The following is a 23,533-nucleotide window of genomic DNA, read 5'->3' on the forward strand; positions in this document are numbered from 1 at the left end:
ATTACGCACCGGGCCACCCCACGTCAAACCGGGTGGATCAGACCTCGACGACGACCGGCAGGATCATCGGGCGGCGGCGATAGTTGTCCGCGACCCACTTGCCGATCGTGCGGCGGACCAGCTGCTGGACCTGGCGGACCTCGAGGACGCCGTCGCTCGCGGAGCGGGCGAGTGCCTCCTCCAGCTTGGCGACGACGGGCGCGAAGGCCGCGTCCTCGATGCCGGAGCCGCGGGCCTGGATGGTGGGGCCGCTGACCATCTTGCCGCTGTTGGAGTCGACCACGACGAAGACGGAGATGAAGCCCTCCTCGCCGAGGATGCGGCGGTCCTTGAGCGAGGCCTCCGTCACGTCGCCGACCGAGGAGCCGTCGACGTAGACGTAGCCGGCCTGGACCTTGCCGACGATCTTGGCGACGCCCTTGTCCAGGTCGACCACCACGCCGTCCTCGGCGATGACCGTGCGGTTCTTCGGGATGCCCGTCTTGATGCCGAGGTCGGCGCAGGCGCGCAGGTGGCGCCATTCGCCGTGGACCGGCATCAGGTTCTTGGGCTTGCAGATGTTGAAGAAGTACAGCAGCTCGCCGGCCGAGGCGTGGCCGGAGACGTGCACCTTGGCGTTGCCCTTGTGCACGACGTTGGCGCCCCAGCGGGTCAGGCCGTTGATGACGCGGTAGATCGCGGTCTCGTTGCCCGGGATGAGCGAGGAGGCCATGATCACGGTGTCGCCCTCGACGATCCGGATCTGGTGGTCGCGGTTGGCCATCCGGGAGAGGGCGGCCATCGGCTCGCCCTGCGAGCCGGTGCAGACCAGGACGACGTCCTTCTCGGGGAGGTCGTCGAGGGTCTTCACGTCCACGATCAGGTTGCCGGGCACCTTCAGGTAGCCGAGGTCACGGGCGATGCCCATGTTCCTGACCATCGAACGGCCGACGAAGGCGACCTTGCGGCCGTACTCGTGGGCCGCGTCGAGCACCTGCTGGATGCGGTGCACGTGGCTGGCGAAGGAGGCGACGATGATCCGGCGCTCCGCGTTGGCGAAGACGTTCCGCAGGGCCGCGGAGATGTCGCGCTCGTGCGGGATGAAGCCGGGGACCTCGGCGTTGGTGGAGTCCACCAGCAGGAGGTCCATGCCCTCCTCCGCGAGCTTCGCGAAGGCCGGCAGGTCGGTCAGGCGGCCGTCCAGCGGGAGCTGGTCCATCTTGAAGTCACCGGTGGCGACGACCATGCCGGCCGGGGTGCGGATGGCCACGGCCAGCGCGTCCGGGATGGAGTGGTTGACGGCGATGAACTCGCAGTCGAAGGGGCCGATGCGCTCGCGCTCGCCCTCCTTGACCTCCAGCACGTAGGGCCGGATCCGGTGCTCGGCGAGCTTGGCCTCGATCAGGGCGAGGGTCAGCTTGGAGCCGATCAGCGGGATGTCCGGGTTCTCCCGGAGCAGGAACGGGACGGCACCGATGTGGTCCTCGTGCCCGTGGGTCAGGACGATGCCGTCGATCTTGTCCAGGCGGTCCCGGATGGACGAGAAGTCCGGCAGGATCAGGTCGATGCCCGGCTGCTCGGCCTCGGGGAAGAGGACGCCGCAGTCGACGATGAGCAGCCGGCCGGCGTGCTCGAAGACCGTCATGTTGCGGCCGATCTCGCCGAGACCGCCGAGCGGCGTGATCCGCAGCGCCCCTTCCTTGAGGGCGGGGGGCGTGCCGAGTTCGGGATGCGGGTGGCTCAAAGAACTCTCCTCACGACGCACGCCGTCTGCGGCAGAGGGTCCTCCCCTGAAGACATGTGGCGTGCGTGCTTTCGTTGGTTGCCTGCTTACCGGGTCTACTCGCGCCTTCCGTCCGGTCCAGCGGCGGCCCGGTGGGGGCCGGCGAGCCGGGGGCGCGCACGTCTCGTCGTTACAGGTGTACCCCGCCGGCGGCGAGATCCTCCTTCAGGCGGGCGATCTCCTCGGGCGTGGCGGAGACCAGCGGCAGCCGCAGCGGCCCGGCCGGGTGGCCCTGGAGGCCGAGGGCGGCCTTGCTCAGGATGACGCCCTGGGTGCGGAACATCCCGGTGAAGACCGGGAGCAGCGACTGGTGGATCGCGGTGGCCTCGGCCACCCGGCCCGCCGTGTACGCCTCGATCAGCGCGCGCAGCTGGGCGGCGGCCACGTGGCCGACCACGCTCACCACGCCGGCGGCGCCGACCGAGAGCAGCGGGAGGTTGAGGATGTCGTCGCCGGAGTACCAGGCCAGGCCGGAGCGGGCGATCGCCCAGGAGGCGGCACCGAGGTCGCCCTTGGCGTCCTTGTTGGCGACGATCCGCGGGTGCTCGCCGAGCCGGACCAGCGTCTCGTGGCTGATGGCCACCCCGCTGCGGCCGGGGATGTCGTACAGCATCACGGGCAGCCCGGTGGCGTCGGCCACGGCTGTGAAGTGCTGGTACAGGCCCTCCTGCGGGGGCTTGTTGTAGTACGGGGTGACCACCAGCAGGCCGTGGGCACCGGCGGCCTCGGCCTGCCGGGCGAGCTCCAGGCTGTGGTGGGTGTCGTTGGTGCCGCAGCCGGCCACGATGTGCGCCCTGTCCCCTACCGCCTCCACCACGGCGCGGACGAGCTGGGCCTTCTCGGCGTCGCTGGTGGTCGGGGACTCACCGGTGGTGCCGTTGAGGACGAGTCCGTCGTTGCCGGAGTCGACCAGGTGCGCGGCCAGGCGCTGGGCGCCGTCGAGGTCGAGCGCGCCGTCGGGCGTGAAGGGGGTCACCATCGCGGTGAGGACCCGGCCGAAGGGAGTCTGGGGGGTGGAGGTCGGAGCCATGGGTCCAAAACTACTCGTACGGGACGGGTCGACACCCAGGGCGGTCCAGGGTTCGGACAGCCGGGGGCTCCGCGAACCGGCCGTGGGCGCGGGAAAGGGGGCCGGACATGGGATTCCGGTGCTGCGTGCTCGGGGGTTCAGGCAGCACCGGAATCCTTGTCCTGAGGTTAGGGAGCGGCCAGGCGCGCTGCAATCCAGACATGCCAGAAGAGCCGCCCATATGCCAATCGACCCAGGTCAGGGAGCGACGCGACCGTGCTCGTTGAAGGCCGCATGGGTGAGGGGCATGAGCTTGGCCCACTCCTCCTCCATCGCCTCGGCGACCATCTCGATCTCCCGCTGGGGGAAGGACGGCACCTTGGCGTTCTCGGCCTTGGTGCGCAGCGAGAGGAAGTGCATCAGCGAGCGGGCGTTGCAGGTGGCGTACATCGAGGAGAACAGGCCGACCGGGAGGACGGCGCGGGCCACCTCGCGGGCCACGCCCTCGGCGAGCATCGCCTGGTAGGACGCGTAGGCCGCGGTGTAGGCCGACTCCATCTGCTCGGCGACCACGGCCTGCTGCTTGTCGGTGCCGTCGACGAACTCGTACCGGCCGGGGCGGCCCTGCTGGACGAGCTTGCGGTCGGCGCCGGGGACGTAGAAGACCGGCTGCAGCTCGCGGTAGCGGCCGGACTCCTCGTTGTAGGACCAGCCGCTGCGGTGCCGGTGGAACTCACGGAAGACGAAGATCGGCGCACTGATGAAGAAGGTCATCGAGTTGTGCTCGAAGGGGGTGCCGTGGCGGTCCCGCATCAGGAAGTTGATCAGGCCCTTGGACTTCTCCGGGTCCTGCTGGAGGGCCTCCAGGGACTGCTCGCCCGCGGTGGAGACCCGGGCGGCCCAGATCACGTCGGAGTCCTGGGCGGCGCTGCGGACCAGGTCGACGGTGACATCGCTGCGGAAGGTGGGGGCCTGCTCGACTGCGTCGTTCACGCGGTTGTTCCTCAGGTTCGGCGGCACGTAACTAGACACCAAGGGTAGAGCCCGTGGCGTGCAGCTTGATCGCGTGCTGCATGGTCTTGCGGGCGCGGGGCACGTCGCCGGCGTCGGCGTAGGCCACCGCGAGGCGGAACCAGACCCGCCAGTCGCCGGGGGTGGCCTCGGCCTCGGCCTGGCGGCGGGCGAAGACGGCGTCGGCGCTGGCGCGGTCGATCCGGCCTCCGCTGGTGCGCTTGAGCTCGTCCACCGGGAGGCCGCCCTCGGCCTCCAGCTCGCGGGCGAGCTGCTCGCTGGCCCTGCCGAAGCGGACGGTCTGGCGGAGGAACCAGACGCCGATGGCCGGGATGACGAAGGCGCAGAGGCCGATGCCGATGCCCAGCGGCTTGCCGGTGGCGATCAGCTGGACGCCCTCGCCTATGCAGATGAGGGAGACCAGCAGCAGGACGCCGGAGAGGATGAAGAAGCCGGTGCGCGAAGTCATCAGAGGGGTCTCACAGGTCCAGGAAGTGCTCGAGGCCGAAGGTCAGCCCCGGGGTGTCGACGACCTTGCGGGCGCCGAGCAGGATGCCGGGCATGAAGCAGCTGTGGTGCAGCGAGTCGTGCCGCAGGGTGAGCGTCTCGCCGGTGTCGCCGAGCAGCACCTCCTGGTGGGCCAGCAGGCCGCGCAGGCGGACCGAGTGCACCGGCACGCCGTCCACGTCGGCGCCGCGGGCGCCGGGCAGGCCGTGGGTGGTCGGGTCGGTCTGCCGGGGCAGGCCGGCCTCGGCGCGGGCTGCCGCGATCAGCTGGGCGGTCCGGGCGGCGGTGCCGGAGGGGGCGTCGGCCTTGTTGTTGTGGTGCAGCTCGACGACCTCGACGGTCTCGAAGTACTTCGCCGCGGTCTGGGCGAACTTCATCGCGAGCACGGCGCCGATGGAGAAGTTCGGCGCGATCAGCACGCCGACCTCGGGCGCGGCGGCCAGCCAGCCGCGCAGGGTGGCCAGCCGCTCCTCGGTCCAGCCGGTGGTGCCGGTGACCACGTGGATGCCGTTGGCCACGCAGTACTCGAGGTTGGCCATCACCGCGTCGGGGTGGGTCAGCTCGACGGCCACCCGGGTGCCGGCCTCGGTGAGCGCCGCCAGCTTGTCGGCCCGGCCCAGGGTGGCCACCAGGTCCATGTCCTCGGCCGCGCCGACGGCCTTGACGGCCTCCGAGCCGATCCGGCCGCTCGCGCCGATGACGGCGACACGCAGGGTCATAACAGGGGTCCCTTCGGCGAGTGGAGTCGCTCAGGCGAGCAGGTCGGCGAGCTTGGCGGCCCGCTTGTCGGTGATCGGGCCGATCAGGGCCAGCGAGGGGCGGTGGGCGCCCAGCACGTCCCGGGCCACGGCGTGCACGTCCTCCAGGGTGACCGAGGCGATCTTCGCCAGCATGTCGTCCACCGAGAGGTGGTGGCCGTAGGCCAGCTCGGCCTTGCCGATCCGGTTCATCAGCGAGCCGGTGTCCTCCATGCCGAGCACGGTGGAGCCGGAGATCTGGCCGATCGCGCGGCGCAGCTCCTCCTCGGTGATGCCCTCGGCGACCACCTTGGCGAGCTCCTCGCGGCAGATCCGCAGCACCTCCTCGACCCGCTTGGGCTGGCAGCCGGCGTAGATGCCGAACAGGCCGCTGTCGGCGTAGGAGGAGGAGTACGAGTAGACCGAGTAGGCCAGGCCGCGCTTCTCCCGGACCTCCTGGAACAGGCGCGAGCTCATGCCGCCGCCGAGGGCCGCGTTGAGCACGCCCATCGCCCAGCGGCGCTCGTCGTGCCGGGGCACGCCGGGCACGCCGAGCACCAGGTGGGCCTGCTCGGTCGGGCGGTTGAGCACCTCGACCTTGCCGGCCGTGCGCAGCGCCTTGACGCCGCGGCGGGCCTCGGCCGGGTGGCCCTCGGACTTGGCCAGCACCTCGGCGAAGGCCTTCTCGACCTGGCGGACGACCTTGGCGTGGTCGAGGTTGCCGGCGGCGGCGACCACCAGGTGCTCGGGCTTGTAGCGGCGCTTGTAGAAGCCCGCGATCTGGTCCCGGCTGAGGTTGGTGACCGTCTCCTGGGTGCCCAGGATCGGGCGGCCGAGCGGCGAGGAGCCGTAGATGACCTGGGCGAACAGGTCGTGCACCACGTCGCCCGGGTCGTCCTCGGCCATCGCCATCTCCTCGAGGATGACGCCGCGCTCGGCCTCCACGTCCTCGGGGCGGATCAGCGAGCCGGTGAGCATGTCGCAGACCACGTCGATGGCCAGCGGCAGGTCGGTGTCGAGCACCCGCGCGTAGTAGCAGGTGTTCTCCTTGGCGGTGAAGGCGTTCATCTCACCGCCGACGGCGTCCAGGGCGGCCGAGATGTCCAGCGCGCTGCGCCGCTCGGTGCCCTTGAAGAGCAGGTGCTCCAGGTAGTGCGTGGCGCCGTTCAGGACGGGCGTCTCGTCGCGCGAGCCGACGCCGACCCAGATGCCGAAGGTCGCCGAGCGGACCGTCGGCAGCGTCTCGGTGACGACCCGCAGGCCGCCGGGGAGCACGGTCCGCCGGACCGTGCCGGCGCCGTCGACGCCCTTGAGCAGCGTCCGGGTGGTGCCGGGGCGCTGGTGTGCTGCCGAGGCCTGAGCCACGAGGTGTTCCTCTCGAAAAAACAAAGACAACAGGGTGCGGCCCGTACGCCGCGAGGGGCGTACGGGCCGCGGAGAGTCAGTCAGGGACTCACTCGGAGGCGGCCTCGCCGCCCTCCTCGCCCTCGACGACCGGGATCAGCGAGAGCTTGCCGCGCGGGTCGATCTCGGCGATCTCGACCTGCACCTTGGCGCCGACGCCGAGCACGTCCTCGACGTTCTCCACGCGCTTGCCACCGGCGAGCTTGCGGATCTGCGAGATGTGCAGCAGGCCGTCCTTGCCCGGCATGAGCGACACGAACGCGCCGAACGTCGTGGTCTTCACCACGGTGCCCAGGTAGCGCTCGCCGACCTCCGGCATGGTCGGGTTGGCGATCTGGTTGATCGTCGTACGGGCAGCCTCCGCCGAGGGACCGTCGACCGCACCGATGTAGATGGTGCCGTCGTCCTCGATGGTGATGTCCGCGCCGGTGTCCTCCTGGATCTGGTTGATCATCTTGCCCTTGGGGCCGATGACCTCACCGATCTTGTCCACCGGGATCTTGATGGTGATGATGCGCGGCGCGTTCGGCGACATCTCGTCGGGCGCGTCGATGGCCTCGTTCATCACATCGAGGATGTGCAGACGGGCGTCCTTGGCCTGCTTGAGGGCGGCGGCCAGGACGGAGGCCGGGATGCCGTTCAGCTTGGTGTCCAGCTGGAGGGCGGTGATGAAGTTGCGGGTACCGGCGACCTTGAAGTCCATGTCACCGAACGCGTCCTCGGCGCCGAGGATGTCGGTCAGCGCGACGTAGTGCGTCTCGCCGTCGATCTCCTGGGAGATGAGGCCCATGGCGATGCCGGCGACGGCGGCCTTGAGCGGCACACCGGCGTTCAGCAGCGACATGGTGGAGGCGCAGACCGAGCCCATCGAGGTGGAGCCGTTGGAGCCCAGCGCCTCGGAGACCTGGCGGATCGCGTAGGGGAACTCCTCGCGGGTCGGCAGCACGGGCAGGATCGCCCGCTCGGCCAGCGCGCCGTGGCCGATCTCGCGGCGCTTCGGCGAACCGACGCGGCCGGTCTCGCCGACCGAGTACGGCGGGAAGTTGTAGTTGTGCATGTAGCGGCGACGCGTCTCCGGGGAGAGCGTGTCGAGCTGCTGCTCCATGCGGAGCATGTTGAGGGTGGTGACGCCCAGGATCTGGGTCTCGCCACGCTCGAACAGCGCGGAACCGTGCACGCGCGGGATGGCCTCGACCTCGGCGGCCAGGGTGCGGATGTCGGTGACGCCGCGGCCGTCGATGCGGACCTTGTCCTTGATGACGCGCTCGCGGACGATCTTCTTGGTCAGCGCGTTGTAGGCGGCGCTGATCTCCTTCTCGCGGCCCTCGAACTCCGGCAGCAGCTTCTCGGCGGCGATCGCCTTGACACGGTCCAGCTCGTTCTGGCGCTCCTGCTTGCCCGCGATGGTCAGCGCCTTGGCCAGCTCGCCCTTGACGGCGGTGGTCAGCGCGGCCAGCACGTCGTCCTGGTAGTCCAGGAAGACCGGGAACTCGCCGGTGGGCTTGGCGGCCTGGGCGGCCAGCTTGGTCTGCGCGGCGCACAGGACCTTGATGAACGGCTTCGCGGCCTCGAGACCGGCGGCGACGACATCCTCGGTCGGCGCCTCGGCGCCGCCCTCGACCAGCTTGATGGTCTTGTCCGTGGCCTCGGCCTCGACCATCATGATCGCGACGTCGCCGTCCGGCAGGGTGCGGCCGGCCACGACCATGTCGAAGACGGCGTCCTCGAGCTCGGTGTGGGTCGGGAAGGCCACCCACTGGCCCTTGATCAGCGCGACGCGGACGCCGCCGATCGGGCCGGAGAACGGCAGGCCGGCCAGCTGGGTGGACGCGGAGGCGGCGTTGATGGCCACCACGTCGTACAGGTGGTCCGGGTTGAGCGCCATGACCGTCACGACGACCTGGATCTCGTTGCGCAGGCCCTTGACGAAGGACGGGCGCAGCGGGCGGTCGATCAGGCGGCAGGTGAGGATCGCGTCCTCGGAGGGCCGGCCCTCACGACGGAAGAACGAGCCGGGGATGCGGCCCGCGGCGTACATCCGCTCCTCGACGTCCACCGTCAGCGGGAAGAAGTCGAAGTGCTCCTTCGGCTGCTTGGAGGCGCTGGTGGCCGACAGCACCATGGTGTCGTCGTCCAGGTAGGCCACGGCGGAGCCGGCGGCCTGACGAGCCAGGCGGCCGGTCTCGAAACGGATGGTACGGGTGCCGAAGCTGCCGTTGTCGATGACGGCCTCGGCGTAGAACACGTTCTCTTCCACCTGGAAGATCTCCTCTTTCGTACGTCTCCCGAGGAGCGCCCCTGCGCTCACCCACCTGCGGCCCGGGCAGTCTGGGCCGGTCTTCGATCGAAGCCCCCGGGCCGTCCGCTGTGGGGACTCCCGGCGGCCACTACCGAGGACCGGCGCCTCTCGGCTGCGGCGGTCGCGTGTGGACGCTCCTCCGGATGCGGGCGGCTTCCGTTTGAAGCCTTCGGCCCGCTGGGGTGATGTCGTGCTGCCTCACGTCTCGCGGCGTCGTGTCACACGGCGCCAAGAGCGGGCATGCCCCTCACCTTACAAATTCACACCCTACTCAGCGCGTCATTACCACGCGTGTGGAGTGCGCTTCCCGGGTCGTCCGGCATGTGGTCATGTCGCGGCCGGCGTCCCGGGGATGCAGCGAAGGGCGGCTCCCCGGAGAGGGGAGCCGCCCCAGCGCGGCGGTCTTAGCGGGCGCCGCCGGCGGCACCGCGACGGATGCCCAGGCGGTCGACGAGCGTACGGAAGCGCTCGATGTCCTTCTTGGCCAGGTACTGCAGCAGGCGGCGACGCTGGCCGACCAGGATCAGCAGGCCACGACGCGAGTGGTGGTCGTGCTTGTGGAACTTGAGGTGCTCGGTCAGGTCCGAGATCCGGCGGGACAGCATCGCGACCTGGACCTCGGGGGAGCCGGTGTCGCCCTCCTTGGTGCCGAACTCGGCGAAGATCTGCTTCTTGACAGCGGCGTCGAGGGCCACAGCAACTCCTTCAGTGGTGATCCGAGCGATCCTGGTCTACGGCACAGGATCTGAGAGGACTCGGTGTCGTACGCGGCGGGCGCGACCCGGGGGCCGCAGCACACGCCAAGAGGCAAGGGTACCAGCCGGGCTCAGCCGGTCGCGCCGCGGATCAGGCCGTACACGTCGAGCACGGCCAGCGCCAGCGGCACCAGGGCGATCAGCGTGAGGCCGTCCACCATGTCCAGGATGCGGCCCCAGAACGGCGAGACGCCCAGCTTGGGCACGATCAGCGCGATCGCGGTGAGGATCGCGGCGCCGGCCGCGATCGAGACGGCCAGCCAGACGGTGCGCATGTCCGCGGAGGTGCCGCCGGCCGCCTTGATGATGAAGAGCGGGGTGTGCAGCGAGAGGCCGACGATCAGCAGGGCCAGGCCGGCCAGGCCGGCGATGACCAGGCTGAAGACCTGCGCGGTGTAGCGGAACAGGCGGGCCCGCAGCATGGTGGCCAGGCCCAGGCTGAGCGCCAGCAGCTCGGCGTACATCCGGTCGCTGAAGCCGAGCACCACGCAGGCGCCGACGATGGTCGCGGCGCAGCCGCCGACCAGGCCGACCAGCACCTCGTGGCCGCGGCGGGCCTGGTGGGCGATCCGCTCGTACTGGACGGCCTCGGCGCGGCCGCTCTCCTCGGTGTAGGCGGTGCCGCGGGTGCGGGTCTGGCCGGGGGCGCTGAAGCCGACGGGCAGGCGGGCGAAGCGGGCCGAGAGGGCCGGCAGGAAGCCGATCACCGAGATGGCGGCCACACCGGTGACGGCGGCGATGTTGGTGGCCGGGGTGTCCGAGAGCAGCACGGCGGCGAAGGTGGCCAGCGTGCCGGCCACGGCCAGGAAGGAGGAGGAGACGAAGACCGAGTCCTTCTCCGGCAGCAGCCCGACCAGCAGGATCGAGACCACCAGCACGGCCACGCAGCCGACCAGCAGCTGGAGCCGGCCCGGGCCGTCGCCCACGTGGGCGACGGGCATGATGCCGGTGCCCGCGATCAGGGTGTGCGGCAGGGCGCCGAGGCCGAGCGCGAGCCCGGCGTCGTGGTCGCCGTAGACCCGGGCCCGGACGGCCGCGAAGGCCACCAGGGTGATCGCCGTCACACCGGAGAGGATGCCCGGCAGGCTGTGCATGTCGTGCCGCAGGTCGGAGTACCAGAGCGCGAAGCCGAGCAGCGCGAGCAGCACGCCCGCCCCGATCAGGCCGAAGCCGCGCATCAGGTCGGTGTTCCAGAACCGGCGGTCGGCCTCGACGGCGCTGGCGATCGCGTCGGCCACGTCGTCGTAGACGGCCGCGGACAGCGACTCGGCGAACGGACGCAGGCTCAGCAGGTCGCCGTCGCGCACCTGCTGGGCGGCCAGCGGCAGACCGCTGTCGAGCACGGTGCCGTCGCGCCGGACCAGGTGGAACCCGGTCGGTGCCCCGTCCACCTGGGTCTGGCCGGACAGCCGCAGCACCTCGGGGTAGACGTCCGCGAGCGGCACGTCCTCCGGCAGTGCGACGTCGATCCGGCTGTCCGGTGCCACGACGGTGACCCGGCAGAATCCGGTCGTTGCGTTTGCGCTCACCGGCGCTCCCCCTTGTTGACTGTGCCTGTACGTCAGCTCTCGCCCGACCGCCCCGGAACTGACACGGGCCGGCCAACAGTTGGCGCGGCGTTACCCTACCGCCCGGTGCGGCGCGCGTCCCTACGGGGCGGGGGATTACCGGTTCGGCCCTTTCGCGCACCCCCTCGGACAGGACCGGTCGGAAAGCGAAACCACCCCGTGCTGGATGTATCGGGGCCGACCAGTAGGATCGGCGCCTGCGCAAGGCGTACGGGGGCGGTTCAGCGCGAACACCCGGGGGCGCCTGCGGTCGACGGAGCGGGGGCGGCGTCAGTTCACAGGGCGACCTCACCCGCACGTATCCCAGTTGCGTGAGGGCTGATGCCGTAGTGAGCGTTGTTACTGTCAAGCGTCCGGCGCGGGCCTATCCGCCCGCCGTGCCGGACGAGCCGGTGGAGTTGGTGCCGCCGCCCGAGCTGCCCCGGTCGGGCGCCGAAGACTGGATGATGTCGCTGCTGCCCCTGCTCGGCATGGGTGGCTCGGCGGCGTTCTTCTTCTCCCCCGGTGCCCAGGGGCCGATGAAAATGATGGGCGTCCTGATGGTCGCCTCGACGGCCGGCATGGCCGTCGCGCAGATCGTCAAGGCCCGCAAGGGCGGCAACGCCGGCACCGCCGACGAGCGCCGGGACTACCTGAAGTACCTCCAGCAGATGCGCCGCCAGGTCCGGCGCACGGCGGAGCGCCAGCGGGGCGCGCAGCTCTTCCTGCACCCCGAGCCGGACCAGCTCTGGTCGATCGTGGCCGAGGGCCGCCGGCTCTGGGAGCGCCGGCCCACCGATCCGGACTTCGCCCAGATCAGGCTCGGCCAGGGACCGCAGCAGCTCTCCACCCCGCTGGTCGCACCGCAGACCGCGCCGATGGACGAGCTTGAGCCGCTGGCCGCCGAGGCGATGAAGAACTTCCTCACCTCGCACGGCACCCTGCAGGACCTGCCGCTGGCGGTCTCGCTGCGCGCCTTCTACCACATCACCGTCTGCGGCGACCCGGACACCGTCTACGGCAACGTCCGGGCGATGATCGCCCAGCTGACCACCCTGCACTCCCCCGACGACCTGATGCTCGGCGTGGCCGCCGCGCCGGGCGCGGTGGACGAGTGGGAGTGGGCCAAGTGGCTGCCGCACACCCAGCACCGCAAGGAGAACGACGGCGCCGGTTCGCGCCGTCTGATCGCCACCGAGCTCGGTGAGCTGGAGGCCCTGCTGGCCGACCAGCTGGCCGGCCGCAAGGGCTTCTCCCGGGATTCGGCCCCCTCGCCGGACCAGCCGCACCTGATCGTGATCATGGACGGCGCCGCCGTGCCGCCGGACTCGCTGCTGGCGGGGGCCGAGGGCGTCGAGGGCGTCACCGTGATCGAGGTCGTCCCGGGCGACCTGGACGAGCCGAGCGGGCACCTGATCGTGACCGTCACGCCCGACGAGCTGCTGCTCGAATCGGCCTCCGGCGCTTCCTACTCGGGCAAGCCGGACACCCTCTCCTCCTGGCAGTCCGAGGCGCTGGCCCGTCAGCTGGCCCCCTTCCGGGCCTCGGTGGGCGGCGACGACGGCGACCCGTCGCTCGTCTCGATGGACTTCACCGAGATGATGAACACCGGTGACCCGGGCGCCTTCGACCCGGCCCGGCACTGGCGGCCCAAGCCGATCTCCGAGAAGCTCAAGGTGCCGCTGGGCGTCGGCCAGAACGGCGAGTACGTCTGGCTGGACCTCAAGGAGGCCTCGCTCCAGGGCATGGGCCCGCACGGCATGTGCGTCGGCGCCACCGGTTCCGGCAAGTCCGAGGTGCTGCGCACCATCGTGCTCGCGCTCGCGGTGACGCACTCCTCCGAGGTGCTCAACCTGGTGCTCGCCGACTTCAAGGGTGGTGCCACCTTCGCCGGCATGGCGGAGATGCCGCACACCGCGGCCGTGATCACCAACCTGGAGGGCGAAGCCACCCTCATCGACCGCATGCGCGACTCCATCGAGGGCGAGATGAACCGCCGTCAGGAGCTGCTGCGTTCGGCGGGCAACTACGCCAACATCAACGAGTACGAGCGGGCCCGCGCCGCCGGTGCCGCGCTCGACCCGCTGCCCTCGCTGCTGATGATCATCGACGAGTTCTCCGAGCTGCTCACCGCGAAGCCGGACTTCATCGACCTGTTCATCCAGATCGGCCGGATCGGCCGTTCGCTCGGCATGCACATGCTGCTCGCCTCCCAGCGACTGGAGGAGGGCAAGCTCCGCGGTCTGGACACCTTCCTCTCGTACCGCCTGGGTCTGCGCACCTTCTCGGCCGCCGAGTCGCGGGCCGCGATCGGCGTGCCGGACGCCTACCACCTGCCGCCGATCCCCGGTGTCGGGTACCTCAAGTTCGGCTCCGACGTGATGGAGCGCTTCCGCGCCGCGTACGTCTCCGGCGCCTACCGCCCGCCGGGCCAGGTGCTGGCCAGCGGCGGCCGCAGCGTCACCGCGCAGCCGGTGCTGTTCACCGCCGCCGAGGTGGAGATCGTCGAGCAGGTCGTCGAGGAGGTGATCGAGGAGGTCGAGGAGATCGACGACTCGCTGCTCGACACCATGCTGGACGTCTTCGTGCAGCGCATGATCGGCCAGGGCCCGCCGGCCCACCAGGTCTGGCTGCCGCCGCTGGACGCCGCGCCCAGCATCGACCAGCTGGTGCCGCCGCTGCAGGTCACCGCCGAGCGCGGGCTCACCTCGCCCGAGTTCGGTGCGCTCGGCCGGCTCGTGGTGCCGGTCGGCATCGTCGACAAGCCGCGCGACCAGCGCCGCGACGTGCTCTACCAGGACTACTCCGGCTCGGCCGGTCACGGTCTGATCATCGGTGGCCCCCGCTCGGGCAAGTCGACGATGATCCGCACCACCGTGGCGGGCTTCTCCGTCACCCACACCCCGGCCGAGGTGCAGTTCTACCTGCTCGACTTCGGTGGCGGCGGCTTCCAGGCGCTGCAGGGCCTGCCGCACGTCGGTGGGGTCGCCGGCCGTCTGGACGTGGACAAGGTCCGCCGCTCGGTCAGCGAGGTGCAGGGGGTGCTCAACCGCCGCGAGGAGCTCTTCCGCACGGCCGGGATCGACACCATCGCCACCTACCGCACCCGCAAGGCGGCCGGCCAGCTGCCGGACGAGCAGTTCGGTGACGTCTTCCTGATCATCGACGGCTGGCTCACCTTCAAGCAGGAGTTCGAGGCGCTGGAGCCGGTCATCTCCGACATCGCCCAGCGCGGTCTCGGCTACGGCGTGCACGTGGTGATCACCGCCGCCCGCTACGCCGAGGTGCGCCCGGCGCTCAAGGACCTCCTGCTCAACCGCACCGAGCTGCGGCTCGGTGACGCGATGGAGTCCGAGATCGACCGCAAGGTCGCGCAGAACGTCCCGGCCGGCCAGCCCGGTCGCGGTCTGACCTCCGCCAAGCTGCACTTCCTGACCGGTCTGCCCCGGCTCGACGGCTCCTCGGAGATCGAGGACCTGGCCGACGGCGTGGCCGACCTGGTCGCCCAGGTGGACGCCGCCTGGCAGGGCCCGCGCGCCCCGCAGGTCCGGATGCTGCCGGCCGTGCTCGACGGCAACTCGCTGCCCAAGGGCTTCGAGCACCCCGAGCTGGGCATCGCCTTCGGTGTCGACGAGGTCGAGCTCGCGCCGACGTACCTCAACTTCGAGACCGACCCGCTGTTCATCGTCTTCGGTGAGAGCGAGTCGGGTAAGTCGGCCGTGCTGCGCATGCTGATCAAGCAGATCACCGAGCGGTACACCCCGGAGCAGGCCGGCATCGTGATCGGCGACTTCCGCCGCTCGCTGCTCGGCGTGGTGCCGCAGGAGTACCTGGTCGAGTACGCGGCGGCGGCGCCCGCCATGACCTCGATCGTGGACATGCTGCGCGGCGCCTGCTCGCGCCGCCTGCCCGGCCCGGACGTCACCCCGCAGCAGCTGCGCGACCGCAGCTGGTACAGCGGCAAGGACATGTTCGTGATCGTGGACGACTACGAGCTGGTCGCCACCGCCTCGGGCAACCCGCTGGCCCCGCTGGCCGAGTTCCTGCCGTTCGCCCGTGACATCGGCCTGCGCGTGATCATCGCCCGCAGCGCCGGTGGCGCCGGCCGCTCGCTCTTCGAGCCCGTCATGCAGCGCATGCGCGAGCTCGGCGGGCAGGGCTTGCTGCTCTCCGGCGACAAGGGCGAGGGCGCGCTGCTCGGCACCGTCAAGCCGCAGCCGCTGCCCGCGGGCCGCGGTGTGTTCGTGTCGCGCCGCATCGCGGCCGGCCAAATGGTCCAGACCGGTTGGCTGCCGACGCCCTGACCCGCGTGACCCTCTGTGACGAAAAGGCCCGGATCCGTCGGATCCGGGCCTTTTCGCGTACCGAATGCCGAAATGTTATCGACTTCTTTACGGCGCCTAGCTGCGGTTCTCGTTGTCAATCCCCCCTCCGGCGGGTTACTGGCACCGCCGGGGCGTCCCAGTGCCCCACCGGGGCGTCACCTTCGAATCAGTGGCGCAATATTCTGTTCACCTTCGATTCATATGCCATCGACCCAGGGTGGGCGCAGCGCCTCCGTACCGAACCAGCCGCTCCGCAACGGATTCCGCAGCGTTTCGCGCGTTGACTCGACCATTTCCGCAAGGTTCCATGGCGGCTCGGGAGCGACAGGACCAAGACGACGGAACGCTTCGGAGGCGATACCGCTCCCTCCCCCATGAACCGCATCAGAGTCGATCGGAACGCGCATGACCGACACGCTTCGCCCGCCAGTCACCGTCGCCCCCACGGCGGACGCGGGCACCACCGAGGCCCCTCGGAAGCTGAGCCGCTCGCTCGGCGTCGTCGGTGGCACGCTGCTCACGCTCTCCTGCGTGACGCCCGCGTCATCGCTGTTCGTGATCGTGCCGACGCTCTTCAACACCCTGGGCACCGCGACCGCGATGAGCATCGCGATCGGTGCCGTGCTCTGCATCGCGGTGGCGTTCTGCTACTCCGAGCTCGGCACCCTGGTGCCCAGCGCCGGCGGCGAGTACGCGATGGTCGGCACGCTGGCCGGGCGGTTCGCCGGGTGGCTGGTCTTCATCCAGTCCTTGATCGTCGTGATGATCGTGCCCTCGGTGATCGCCCTCGGCACCGCCGACTACCTGGCGCCGATCGTGCACATCGACCCGAAGGTGGCCGGCGCCGCAGTGATGCTGGCCGCCACCGTGGCCGGCCTGCTCGACCTGCGGGCCAACGCCTGGATCACCGGCGTCTTCCTGGTGCTCGAGGTCATCGCGGCCGGCGTGGTCTCGGTGCTCGGCTTCGCGCACAGCCAGCGCGGCGTCTCCAGCATGCTGCACGGCGTGGTGGCCGACTCCAGCGGCGCCGCCGGCCCGGTCGGGATGGGCGCGATCCTGGCCGCGATGGGCACCGCGCTCTTCGTCACCCAGGGCTTCTCCACCGCGGTCTACCTCTCCGAGGAGCTGGAGAACCCGCGCAAGAACGTCGCCCGCACCGTGCTGTGGACCCTGGCGCTCTCCGCCGTGGTCATCCTGGTGCCGGTGGTCGCCATCACCATGGGCGCCCCGGACCTGGCCACCCTCACCGGCGGCGACATCTCCGGCCTGGTGGCCGGCTGGAGCGACTCCGCGCTCGGCACCTTCATCAGCCTCTGCATCGCGCTGGCCATCATCAACGCCGGCATCGTGATGGTCATCCAGAACTCCCGGGTGCTCTTCGCCTCCGGCCGCGACAAGGCCTGGCCCGAGCCGATCAACAAGGCCTTCGGCACCCTGAACCGCTTCAACGCCCCCTGGATCTCCACCCTCGCGGTGGGCGTGCCCGGTGCCGTGCTCTGCTTCGTCCCCAACGACAAGCTGATCGGCATCACCGGTGTCGCCGTGGCCGCGCTCTACCTGCTGGTCGCCGTCGCCGCGCTGTTCTCCCGCCGGGGCCACCACAAGCACGCCCCGGCCTGGCGCCAGCCGCTCTGGCCGGTGCTGCCGGCGCTGCTGGTCCTCGCCCTCGGCTACACCCTGTTCCAGCTGGACACCGAGTCGCTGGTCTGGACCGGCGTGATCACCGCCCTCGCGAGCCTCTACTGGGTCTTCTACCTGCGCCCCCGGCAGGACACCCGCTGGGTGATCACCCTGCCCGAGGACGAGCAGGTCTGACCTCCCGGACCTGACGAAGCGGCCCCCACCATCGGTGGGGGCCGCTTCTTCGTGCCGTCGGGTGCGCCCGCGGGGGCAGTCTCAGCCGCCCTCGCCGCTCCGCGTCTTGCGGCGGTCGCGCAGCACCACGGAGCCGCCGCCCAGGCCGGCCACCGTCAGCAGGCCGACCGCGACCACGTAGAGCGCGGTGCGCCGGTCGCGGTCCTGCTGGGTCTCGGCCAGGCCGAGCGGCATGGCCACGATGCGGGCCGAGTCGATCTGCACCGCCGCGTCCGGGGTCGGCTCGTCGGCCGGCTCGGCGGTGCTCTGCACGGCCTTGACCGGGTCGACCACGCCCCAGCCGGTGTAGTCGTTGCGGTCCCGCCCGTTGCGCTCGGCGGTCTGCTCGATCCGGGTCCGGATCTGGCGGGGCGTCCACTTCGGGTACTTCTGCTTCAGCAGGGCCGCCACGCCCGCCACGTAGGGCGAGGAGAAGCTGGTGCCGTTGTCCACGCACTGCCCGTGCACCCGGGCGGTGGAGAGCATGTCGACGCCGGGCGCGGCCACGCCCACGAAGGAGCCGTACTGGGAGAACGAGGCCCGCTCGTTGTTGCGGTCGGAGGCGCCGACGGCGAGCACGGTCGAGAAGGCGGCGGGGTAGGTCTCCCCCTCCAGGCCGTCGTTGCCGGAGGAGGCCACCACGACCACGCCGGCCGCCTCGGCCTTCTTCAGCGCGTACTCCAGGTCGTCCTTGCCGTCGAACAGCTTGCCGCTGGAGTCGGTGCCCCGGACGTCCTGGGAGATGTTGATGACCCCGGCGCCCAGCGCGACGGCCCTGTTGATCGCCTGGACCAGGTGCGGCACGTCGCCGTTGCCCTCGGCGTCGTTCTGCCGGATGGCGATGATCTGCGCGCCCGGGGCCAGGCCCACGAAGCCGGTCTGGGCGAACGGACTGGCGGCGATGATGCCCGCGACCTTGGTGCCGTGGCCGACCGGGTCGCCGATGCCGCTGCCGTTGTCCTCCTTGCCGTCCTTCTTGATGTACGCGCCGCCGTCGATGACCTTGCCGGCGCCGGCCAGCTGCGGGTTGGCGTTGTCCACCCCGGTGTCGATGACGGCCACCTTGACGTTGGTGCCGTCGATCGGCTTGCGCTCGTTCACCGGGAGGCTGGTGTCCGGGAGCCAGAGCTGGTTCAGCAGCACCCGCTGCAGGGACCAGGGCACGCCCTGGACGTCCAGCGACGGCACGGCGCACTCGGCGGCGGCCGAGACCACCAGCGGCGTCCAGCGCGCGGTGCTCTTAGCCGAGTCGTCCGCGTAGGCGGGCCCGGCCGCCAGGCCGCCGACCACCCCCAGCGCCACCAAAGCCGCACCCGATCTGCGGTACCCACCCAACGACGGCACTGCTACTTCCCCTCCTGGTCCACCCGTGTGCGGTGCCCGGCCGCAGCCATGCACCAAGGGCGGGCGCCCGCACGGACGCCCGCCCTGTCGAGCCGTCGAGGCTCAGCCCCAGAGGCCGGCGTTCTTCTGCTCGGTCGCCTGGTAGCTCTGCGCCGCGTTGTCGAGCGAGGACGCGATCTGGCCGAGCGCCTGCTGCAGGTCGGCGGCCTTGGCGTCCCACTGCGCCTGGCGGGCCTGGTAGCCCTCCTGCGCAGCACCCTCCCAGCTGGCGGCGATGCGGGTCACGCCGGCCTTGAGCTCGTCCAGCTGCTGCTGGATGCGCGAGGCGGTCTGACGGACCTCGCCAGCCGCGTTCTGGATGGTGGAGAAACTAACGAGAATGTGGCTGTCGGACATGTCTGTCTCCTGTTCGATGTTGAAGCTACGTGTGGTGGATCGCTACGAGCGCCGAGCGGTGGAGCGGAGCTCCGCCGTCACGAGGCTCAGAACCCACCCGCGTGCGACATCGAGGACTGCTGCTCCTGCTCGGTGGCGGCGTACAGCTTGGTGGTGGCCTCGATGGCCTGCTTGATCTCGTCGAGGACCTTGTTCAGCGCCGTCGCGTCCTCGTTGAAGCGCGCCTGGAGCTGGCCGTACGCGGTGGCGGCCGCACCCTGCCAGCCGCTCTTGATCTCGTCGACGAGGGTGTTGAGACGCTGAATCTCACCCTGGACCTGCGCGTTCACCTCACCGATGCGGTTCGCGAACGCGTTCATTTCCTCAGCGGTCGTCTTGAACTGGCCAGCCATAATCCACCGTCCCCCATGAGACAGACTTCCTGACGGATGGTCCTGGCACGGCCCACCCGTCCGACGCCACCGGTGTGACGCCATCCAGCACTGTAGCTGCCGTGCGCAGGTCACCCAACACCGGGAGCAAGGTAGTTACCAGACCATGACACCGGCCTGCACTCCTGCCCCCTGAGCCACCGTCAGTAGTTCTGCGGCTTGGCCGCTGCGTTCACGTCCAAGACCGGGCCGGCGGGCACCAGGGCGGCCCAGGCGTTCGGCACCATGACCGGCTGGATCTTGTCGTAGCCCAGCCGGGCCTGCGCGCCGTCGCCCTGCTGGGGCGCCTGCTGCTGCCCGGTCGTACCGGTGCTCTTTGCCCCGTCGGCGGTGTTGGCCTTGAGCTGGTAGCGCAGGCCGGTCTCGGTGAGCAGGAAGTTGCTGCCCGAGCCGTTCTGGCCGCCCTCGGAGGCGCGGAAGACCAGGCCGGCGCCGGGCGAGACGTGGGCGCTGGAGGAGCCGCTGGCCACCTCGGCCGGGTACTGGGCGTCGGCGAAGACGGACTGGGCGGTGTTGCCGCTGTCGTCCATGCTCTCGAAGGTGGAGCAGAGCACCGTGCGGCCCTGACCGTCCGCCAGCACGTTCACCGGGTGGCCGGAGGGCTTCTCCCTGGGCAGGTCGCCCTTGGGCTTGAGCATGGTCTGCGAGTCGACCTGGCTGGCGTACTTGCCGTAGTCGGTCTGGCTGAGCTGAGCGGGCTTCACCTCGGGGACGTCGCCGTACAGCACGGCGGCCGCCGGGCTCTTGCCGATCATGTAGGCCTGGAACGGCGAGATCTCGAACAGCTGGTCCTTGCCGACCGCGTAGAAGCTGGTGCCCTGGTAGGTCAGCACCCGGCCGACGTACTGGTCGTCGGGGTTGGTCAGCTTGAGGCTGGAGGCCACCTTGCGGCCGGTGTACCCGGGCACCACCGGGTAGTCGATCCGCTCGCCGTCCTTCAGGGTGTCCAGCCACTCCTTGGTGACCTGCTGCGGCTTGGCCGCGCCGAACACCGCGCCGGCCAGCGCCAGGCGGTCGCCCGCGCTGGTGTCCACCCGGCCGATCGCGTGCTTGAAGCCGCCTGAGTCGACCAGGTACCAGGCACCGCGGTTGGCCGTGGTGTCCGGCTCGGCGACGAACAGCCACTCGCCCGCGGCCAGCTTCTTGCCCGGCTTCTCGAGCTGGGCGGCCTCCTTGTCGACCGTCACGAAGACCGACTGGTTGATGGTGGCCTGGGTGTTGTCCGAGCCCGCCTTGTCGCAGACCGACCACTTCTTGGCCGCGGCCGCCACGTCCGGGGTGGGCAGCTTGTCCGGGGCGTACGGGATGCCGATGGTCGGGCCGTGGTTCTTGTACGCGTCCAGCACGTTGTCGGCGACGATCACGATCTTCGCGTTGGCCGGGGTGACCAGGCGGGCCGAGGCCATGTTGAGCACCTGGTGGAGCTGCTTCTCCTTGGTCACCGGGTCGACCAGCACCACGTAACGGGTCGTCGAGTCGCGGCCCTGGATGATGTTCTTGGTGTCGTCCCAGCCCTGCGGGGCGGTCGGGCTGACCACCCCGAGCATGCCGAAGCCCGCCACCAGCACGGCCGCGACCACGACGCTCGGCAGCACGGCCTTGACCGGGCGCGGCGCGTCCTCGTCGTTGCCGCCCCCGCTCGGCTGGAGGAAGGCTCCCACCATGCGCTTGCGCGCGAAGGTGTAGGCGTTCAACTCGTCCCGGCGTGATGCCATGATCGTCGTCTCCCCTGTTGTGACGTCACGCGCGCCCGGGCTCCGGCACCTGTGCGTACGTCAGCACGATTCATCCCTGCATGAGTCTGCCACCCGACGGGCGGAACGTGGAGCCAACCCTCTACGATGCGGCAGCAGACGGTGAGTACCGTAGCGGCCCAGGTTCGCCCACCGGCCAACCGGGCTGCGACAACCGATTCAAGAGAGGGTCACTCGGGGGATGCCAAGCCAGACCGCTCCAGAGCGACGCAGTACCGGGCACGGCCGCCGCGGCGGCCACTCAGGGGGCTCCGGACGACGTGCCCAGCCCGCCCAGGGAAGCCCGACCGCGCCGGTCCAGGTGAAGCTCCACCCCCGCCCCGGCCTGCTCGGCTCCCGGCTCCAGCTGCAGCAACTCGTGCTGCTGGAGGTCGCGGTGGCCCTGGTCGCGGCCGGCTGGGCGATCAGCCCGGCGGTGGCCGCGATCTGCGTGGTGCCCGCCGTCCTGCTGCTGGTGATGGCCCTGCTGCCGCTCGGCGGCCGCAGCCTGCCCGAGGCGCTGCGGGTGCGCGCCGAGTACAACGCGCGCCGCAAGCGCTCGGCGGCCAACGTGCCGCCGCCCGGCACCGACCCCGCGCTCGCCCCCGTCCTGGAGGTCGAGCCCGCGCTGCGCACCTGCACCCACGCCACCGAGACCGACCTCGGCGGCGGGCGCCCGATGCGCCGCGAGACCGGCATGGTCGGCGACGGCACCTTCCTCACCTCCGTCCTGCTGGTGCAGGCCAAGGACCAGCCGCTGCGCCCGCACCGCACCGCGCTGCCGCTCCCGCTGGACGTGATCTGCTCGGCGCTCGAGGTGGACGACATCACGCTGGCCTCCGTCCAGCTGGTGCAGCACACCCAGCCGGCCCCCGCGCCGCACCTGCCCGAGCAGTCGCTGGCCGCCCGCGCCTACCACCAGCTGCCCGACGGCCTGGCCACCCCCGGCCTGCGGCTCACCTGGGTCGCCCTGCGGCTCGACCCGGAGCGCAGCGCCACCGCCGTGCTGGCCCGCGGCGGCGGCGAGGAGGGCGCCCGCAAGGCGCTCCAGCGCGTCACCGACCAGCTGGCCGGGCGCCTCAACGGGGCCGGCTTCACCGCCAACGCGCTGGACGAGCGCGAGCTGATCGCCGCCCTCTCGATCTCCACCTGCGCCAACCCGATCGCGGTGGCCGGCCGCCAGGGCACCGGCGGCGGTGGCGGCACCACCCGCCGCACCCAGGAGAGCCGCAAGTTCTGGCGGATCGACGACCGCTGGCACGGCACCTACTGGATCTCCAAGTGGCCGCAGCTCGGCCGCCCCGGCGGCGCCCCGGGCCGGATCGCCGCCCCCGACCTGGTCAACCTGGTCACCGGCACCCCCGCGCTGGCCAGCACCTTCAGCCTGACCGCCACCGCCGGCACCGGCGGCTCGCTCGCCATCCAAGGGCACGTCCGGGTCACCGGCCGCAGCGAGAGCGAGGTCGACCAGGTCGGCCGGCTCGTCGAGTCGCGCGCCCAGCACGCCGGGGCCGGCCTGACCCGCCTCGACCTGGAGCAGGCCCCCGGCCTGCTCGCCACGCTGCCCCTGGGAGGGACTTCCTGATGGCCTATCAGACCTACCCCACCCACGCCCCCGAGCCCGGCACCGAGCCGGGCCGCACCCCGCTGCTGCGCCCCGGCTTCGGCCTGCGCGGCCCGCGCCGCGAGCGCCACGTGCTGGCCCGCGAGGACCTGGCGGCGCTCTCCTTCCCGGTCGGCGACGACGGCGTGGTCATCGGCGTCGACCCGCAGCAGCAGCCCGCCGTGCTCGGCCTGTTCCGGCCCAACCCGTACGAGCTGGTGCTGGTCGGCGGCATGTGGACGGCCCAGATCATCGCGCTGCGGGCCGCCGCCACCGGCGCCCGGATCGCCGTGGAGACCGGCCGCCCGCAGGCCTGGGCCCCGATGGCCCAGGCGGCCGGCGGCGGCCAGCCCTGCGTGACGATCCACCAGGCCGGCCGGCTCGGCGCCCAGGGCGCCTCGGTGGCCTCCCCCGTCCTGGTGGTCCGCGACCTCGGTGCCCGTCCGCCGCGCAGCCGGCTCTCCGCCGCGCCCTGGCAGACCACCCTCACCGTGCTGCCCTACCTCGGCCCGAACGCCAATCGGGTGCTCGGCGCCGCCGATCTGGTCGGCATCCAGCGGGTCTCCCCGCAGGAGGCCGAGCTGCTGGCCCGTCTGCTCTCGCTGGGCGACCAGGAGGTGGCCGCGCTGCCAACTCTCGGCGACAACATCACCCTCTGGGCGACCCGGATGCGCCGCCAGTTCGTGATGACCAACCCCGGTGAGGCGGAGGCCCAGGTCCTCGGCCTCGCCCGACGGATGGACTGACGGCCCGACGGGCTGACCGGTCACCACCTGGCGTGCGACGACGCCCGTGCACCCCGGCCGGCGGCGGCCA

At 71.1% G+C, this 23,533-nt stretch carries 17 protein-coding genes; 4 read left to right on the forward strand and 13 right to left on the reverse strand.

Annotated elements, in window-relative coordinates; translation table 11 throughout:
- Positions 1-37: 37 nt before the first annotated feature.
- The 9 genes from CFP65_RS12320 to eccD form a co-directional block, all read right to left on the reverse strand.
- The gene (locus CFP65_RS12320; RefSeq protein ID WP_104816138.1) at positions 38-1,723 is read right to left on the reverse strand and encodes a ribonuclease J; all 1,686 of its coding nucleotides are present in this window, start codon (positions 1,721-1,723) and stop codon (positions 38-40) included.
- Positions 1,724-1,892: 169 nt separating this feature from the next.
- A complete protein-coding gene (dapA, locus tag CFP65_RS12325) occupies positions 1,893-2,792 on the reverse strand; it encodes a 4-hydroxy-tetrahydrodipicolinate synthase (RefSeq protein ID WP_104816139.1) in 900 nt (299 codons plus the stop codon).
- A 237-nt stretch (positions 2,793-3,029) separates the two neighbouring features.
- Positions 3,030-3,764, reverse strand: a complete 735-nt coding sequence (thyX, locus tag CFP65_RS12330; protein WP_104816140.1) for an FAD-dependent thymidylate synthase — start codon at positions 3,762-3,764, stop codon at positions 3,030-3,032.
- 31 nt (positions 3,765-3,795) lie between these two features.
- Positions 3,796-4,251: a tetratricopeptide repeat protein gene (locus CFP65_RS12335; protein ID WP_104816141.1), complete on the reverse strand. Its 456-nt coding sequence runs from the start codon at positions 4,249-4,251 to the stop codon at positions 3,796-3,798.
- Positions 4,252-4,261: 10 nt separating this feature from the next.
- Entirely contained in the window at positions 4,262-5,008 is a 747-nt protein-coding gene (gene dapB / locus CFP65_RS12340; RefSeq protein ID WP_104816142.1) for a 4-hydroxy-tetrahydrodipicolinate reductase, read from the reverse strand.
- Positions 5,009-5,038: 30 nt separating this feature from the next.
- Positions 5,039-6,391: a pitrilysin family protein gene (locus CFP65_RS12345; RefSeq protein ID WP_104816143.1), complete on the reverse strand. Its 1,353-nt coding sequence runs from the start codon at positions 6,389-6,391 to the stop codon at positions 5,039-5,041.
- An 88-nt stretch (positions 6,392-6,479) separates the two neighbouring features.
- A complete protein-coding gene (locus tag CFP65_RS12350; RefSeq protein WP_104816144.1) occupies positions 6,480-8,687 on the reverse strand; it encodes a polyribonucleotide nucleotidyltransferase in 2,208 nt (735 codons plus the stop codon).
- 446 nt (positions 8,688-9,133) lie between these two features.
- Positions 9,134-9,424 (reverse strand): 30S ribosomal protein S15, encoded by a 291-nt coding sequence (gene rpsO / locus CFP65_RS12355; RefSeq protein ID WP_104816145.1) that lies wholly within the window; start codon positions 9,422-9,424, stop codon positions 9,134-9,136.
- Positions 9,425-9,555: 131 nt separating this feature from the next.
- Complete coding sequence (gene eccD, locus CFP65_RS12360; RefSeq protein ID WP_104816146.1) at positions 9,556-11,013, reverse strand: type VII secretion integral membrane protein EccD; 1,458 nt, start codon at positions 11,011-11,013, stop codon at positions 9,556-9,558.
- A 368-nt stretch (positions 11,014-11,381) separates the two neighbouring features.
- Between eccD and eccCa the strand changes: the two genes are divergently transcribed.
- Positions 11,382-15,335, forward strand: coding sequence for a type VII secretion protein EccCa (gene eccCa, locus CFP65_RS12365; RefSeq protein ID WP_104816147.1), 3,954 nt, complete (start codon positions 11,382-11,384; stop codon positions 15,333-15,335).
- A 426-nt stretch (positions 15,336-15,761) separates the two neighbouring features.
- Positions 15,762-17,171: an APC family permease gene (locus CFP65_RS12370; protein ID WP_104816148.1), complete on the forward strand. Its 1,410-nt coding sequence runs from the start codon at positions 15,762-15,764 to the stop codon at positions 17,169-17,171.
- Between the two features lie 81 nt (positions 17,172-17,252).
- Here CFP65_RS12370 and mycP read toward each other — a convergent pair whose 3' ends face one another.
- From mycP to eccB, 4 genes are all read right to left on the reverse strand, one after another.
- Positions 17,253-18,512: a type VII secretion-associated serine protease mycosin gene (gene mycP, locus CFP65_RS12375; protein WP_254552356.1), complete on the reverse strand. Its 1,260-nt coding sequence runs from the start codon at positions 18,510-18,512 to the stop codon at positions 17,253-17,255.
- Positions 18,513-18,656: 144 nt separating this feature from the next.
- Positions 18,657-18,950 carry a WXG100 family type VII secretion target gene (locus CFP65_RS12380; protein ID WP_104816150.1) on the reverse strand — a complete coding sequence of 98 codons (294 nt, stop codon included), beginning with the start codon at positions 18,948-18,950 and terminating at the stop codon, positions 18,657-18,659.
- 86 nt (positions 18,951-19,036) lie between these two features.
- Entirely contained in the window at positions 19,037-19,342 is a 306-nt protein-coding gene (locus CFP65_RS12385; RefSeq protein WP_104816151.1) for a WXG100 family type VII secretion target, read from the reverse strand.
- Between the two features lie 182 nt (positions 19,343-19,524).
- Positions 19,525-21,096 (reverse strand): type VII secretion protein EccB, encoded by a 1,572-nt coding sequence (gene eccB / locus CFP65_RS12390; RefSeq protein ID WP_104816152.1) that lies wholly within the window; start codon positions 21,094-21,096, stop codon positions 19,525-19,527.
- A 340-nt stretch (positions 21,097-21,436) separates the two neighbouring features.
- On the opposite strand from eccB, the gene eccE reads away from it, so the two are divergent.
- Complete coding sequence (gene eccE, locus CFP65_RS12395) at positions 21,437-22,699, forward strand: type VII secretion protein EccE (protein ID WP_254552358.1); 1,263 nt, start codon at positions 21,437-21,439, stop codon at positions 22,697-22,699.
- Positions 22,699-23,463, forward strand: a complete 765-nt coding sequence (locus tag CFP65_RS12400) for a hypothetical protein (protein WP_104816154.1) — start codon at positions 22,699-22,701, stop codon at positions 23,461-23,463. Before eccE ends, CFP65_RS12400 begins: the two co-directional genes overlap by 1 nt.
- Positions 23,464-23,533: the final 70 nt, after the last annotated feature.

The sequence above is a fragment of the Kitasatospora sp. MMS16-BH015 genome (genome assembly GCF_002943525.1).
Taxonomy (GTDB): domain Bacteria; phylum Actinomycetota; class Actinomycetes; order Streptomycetales; family Streptomycetaceae; genus Kitasatospora.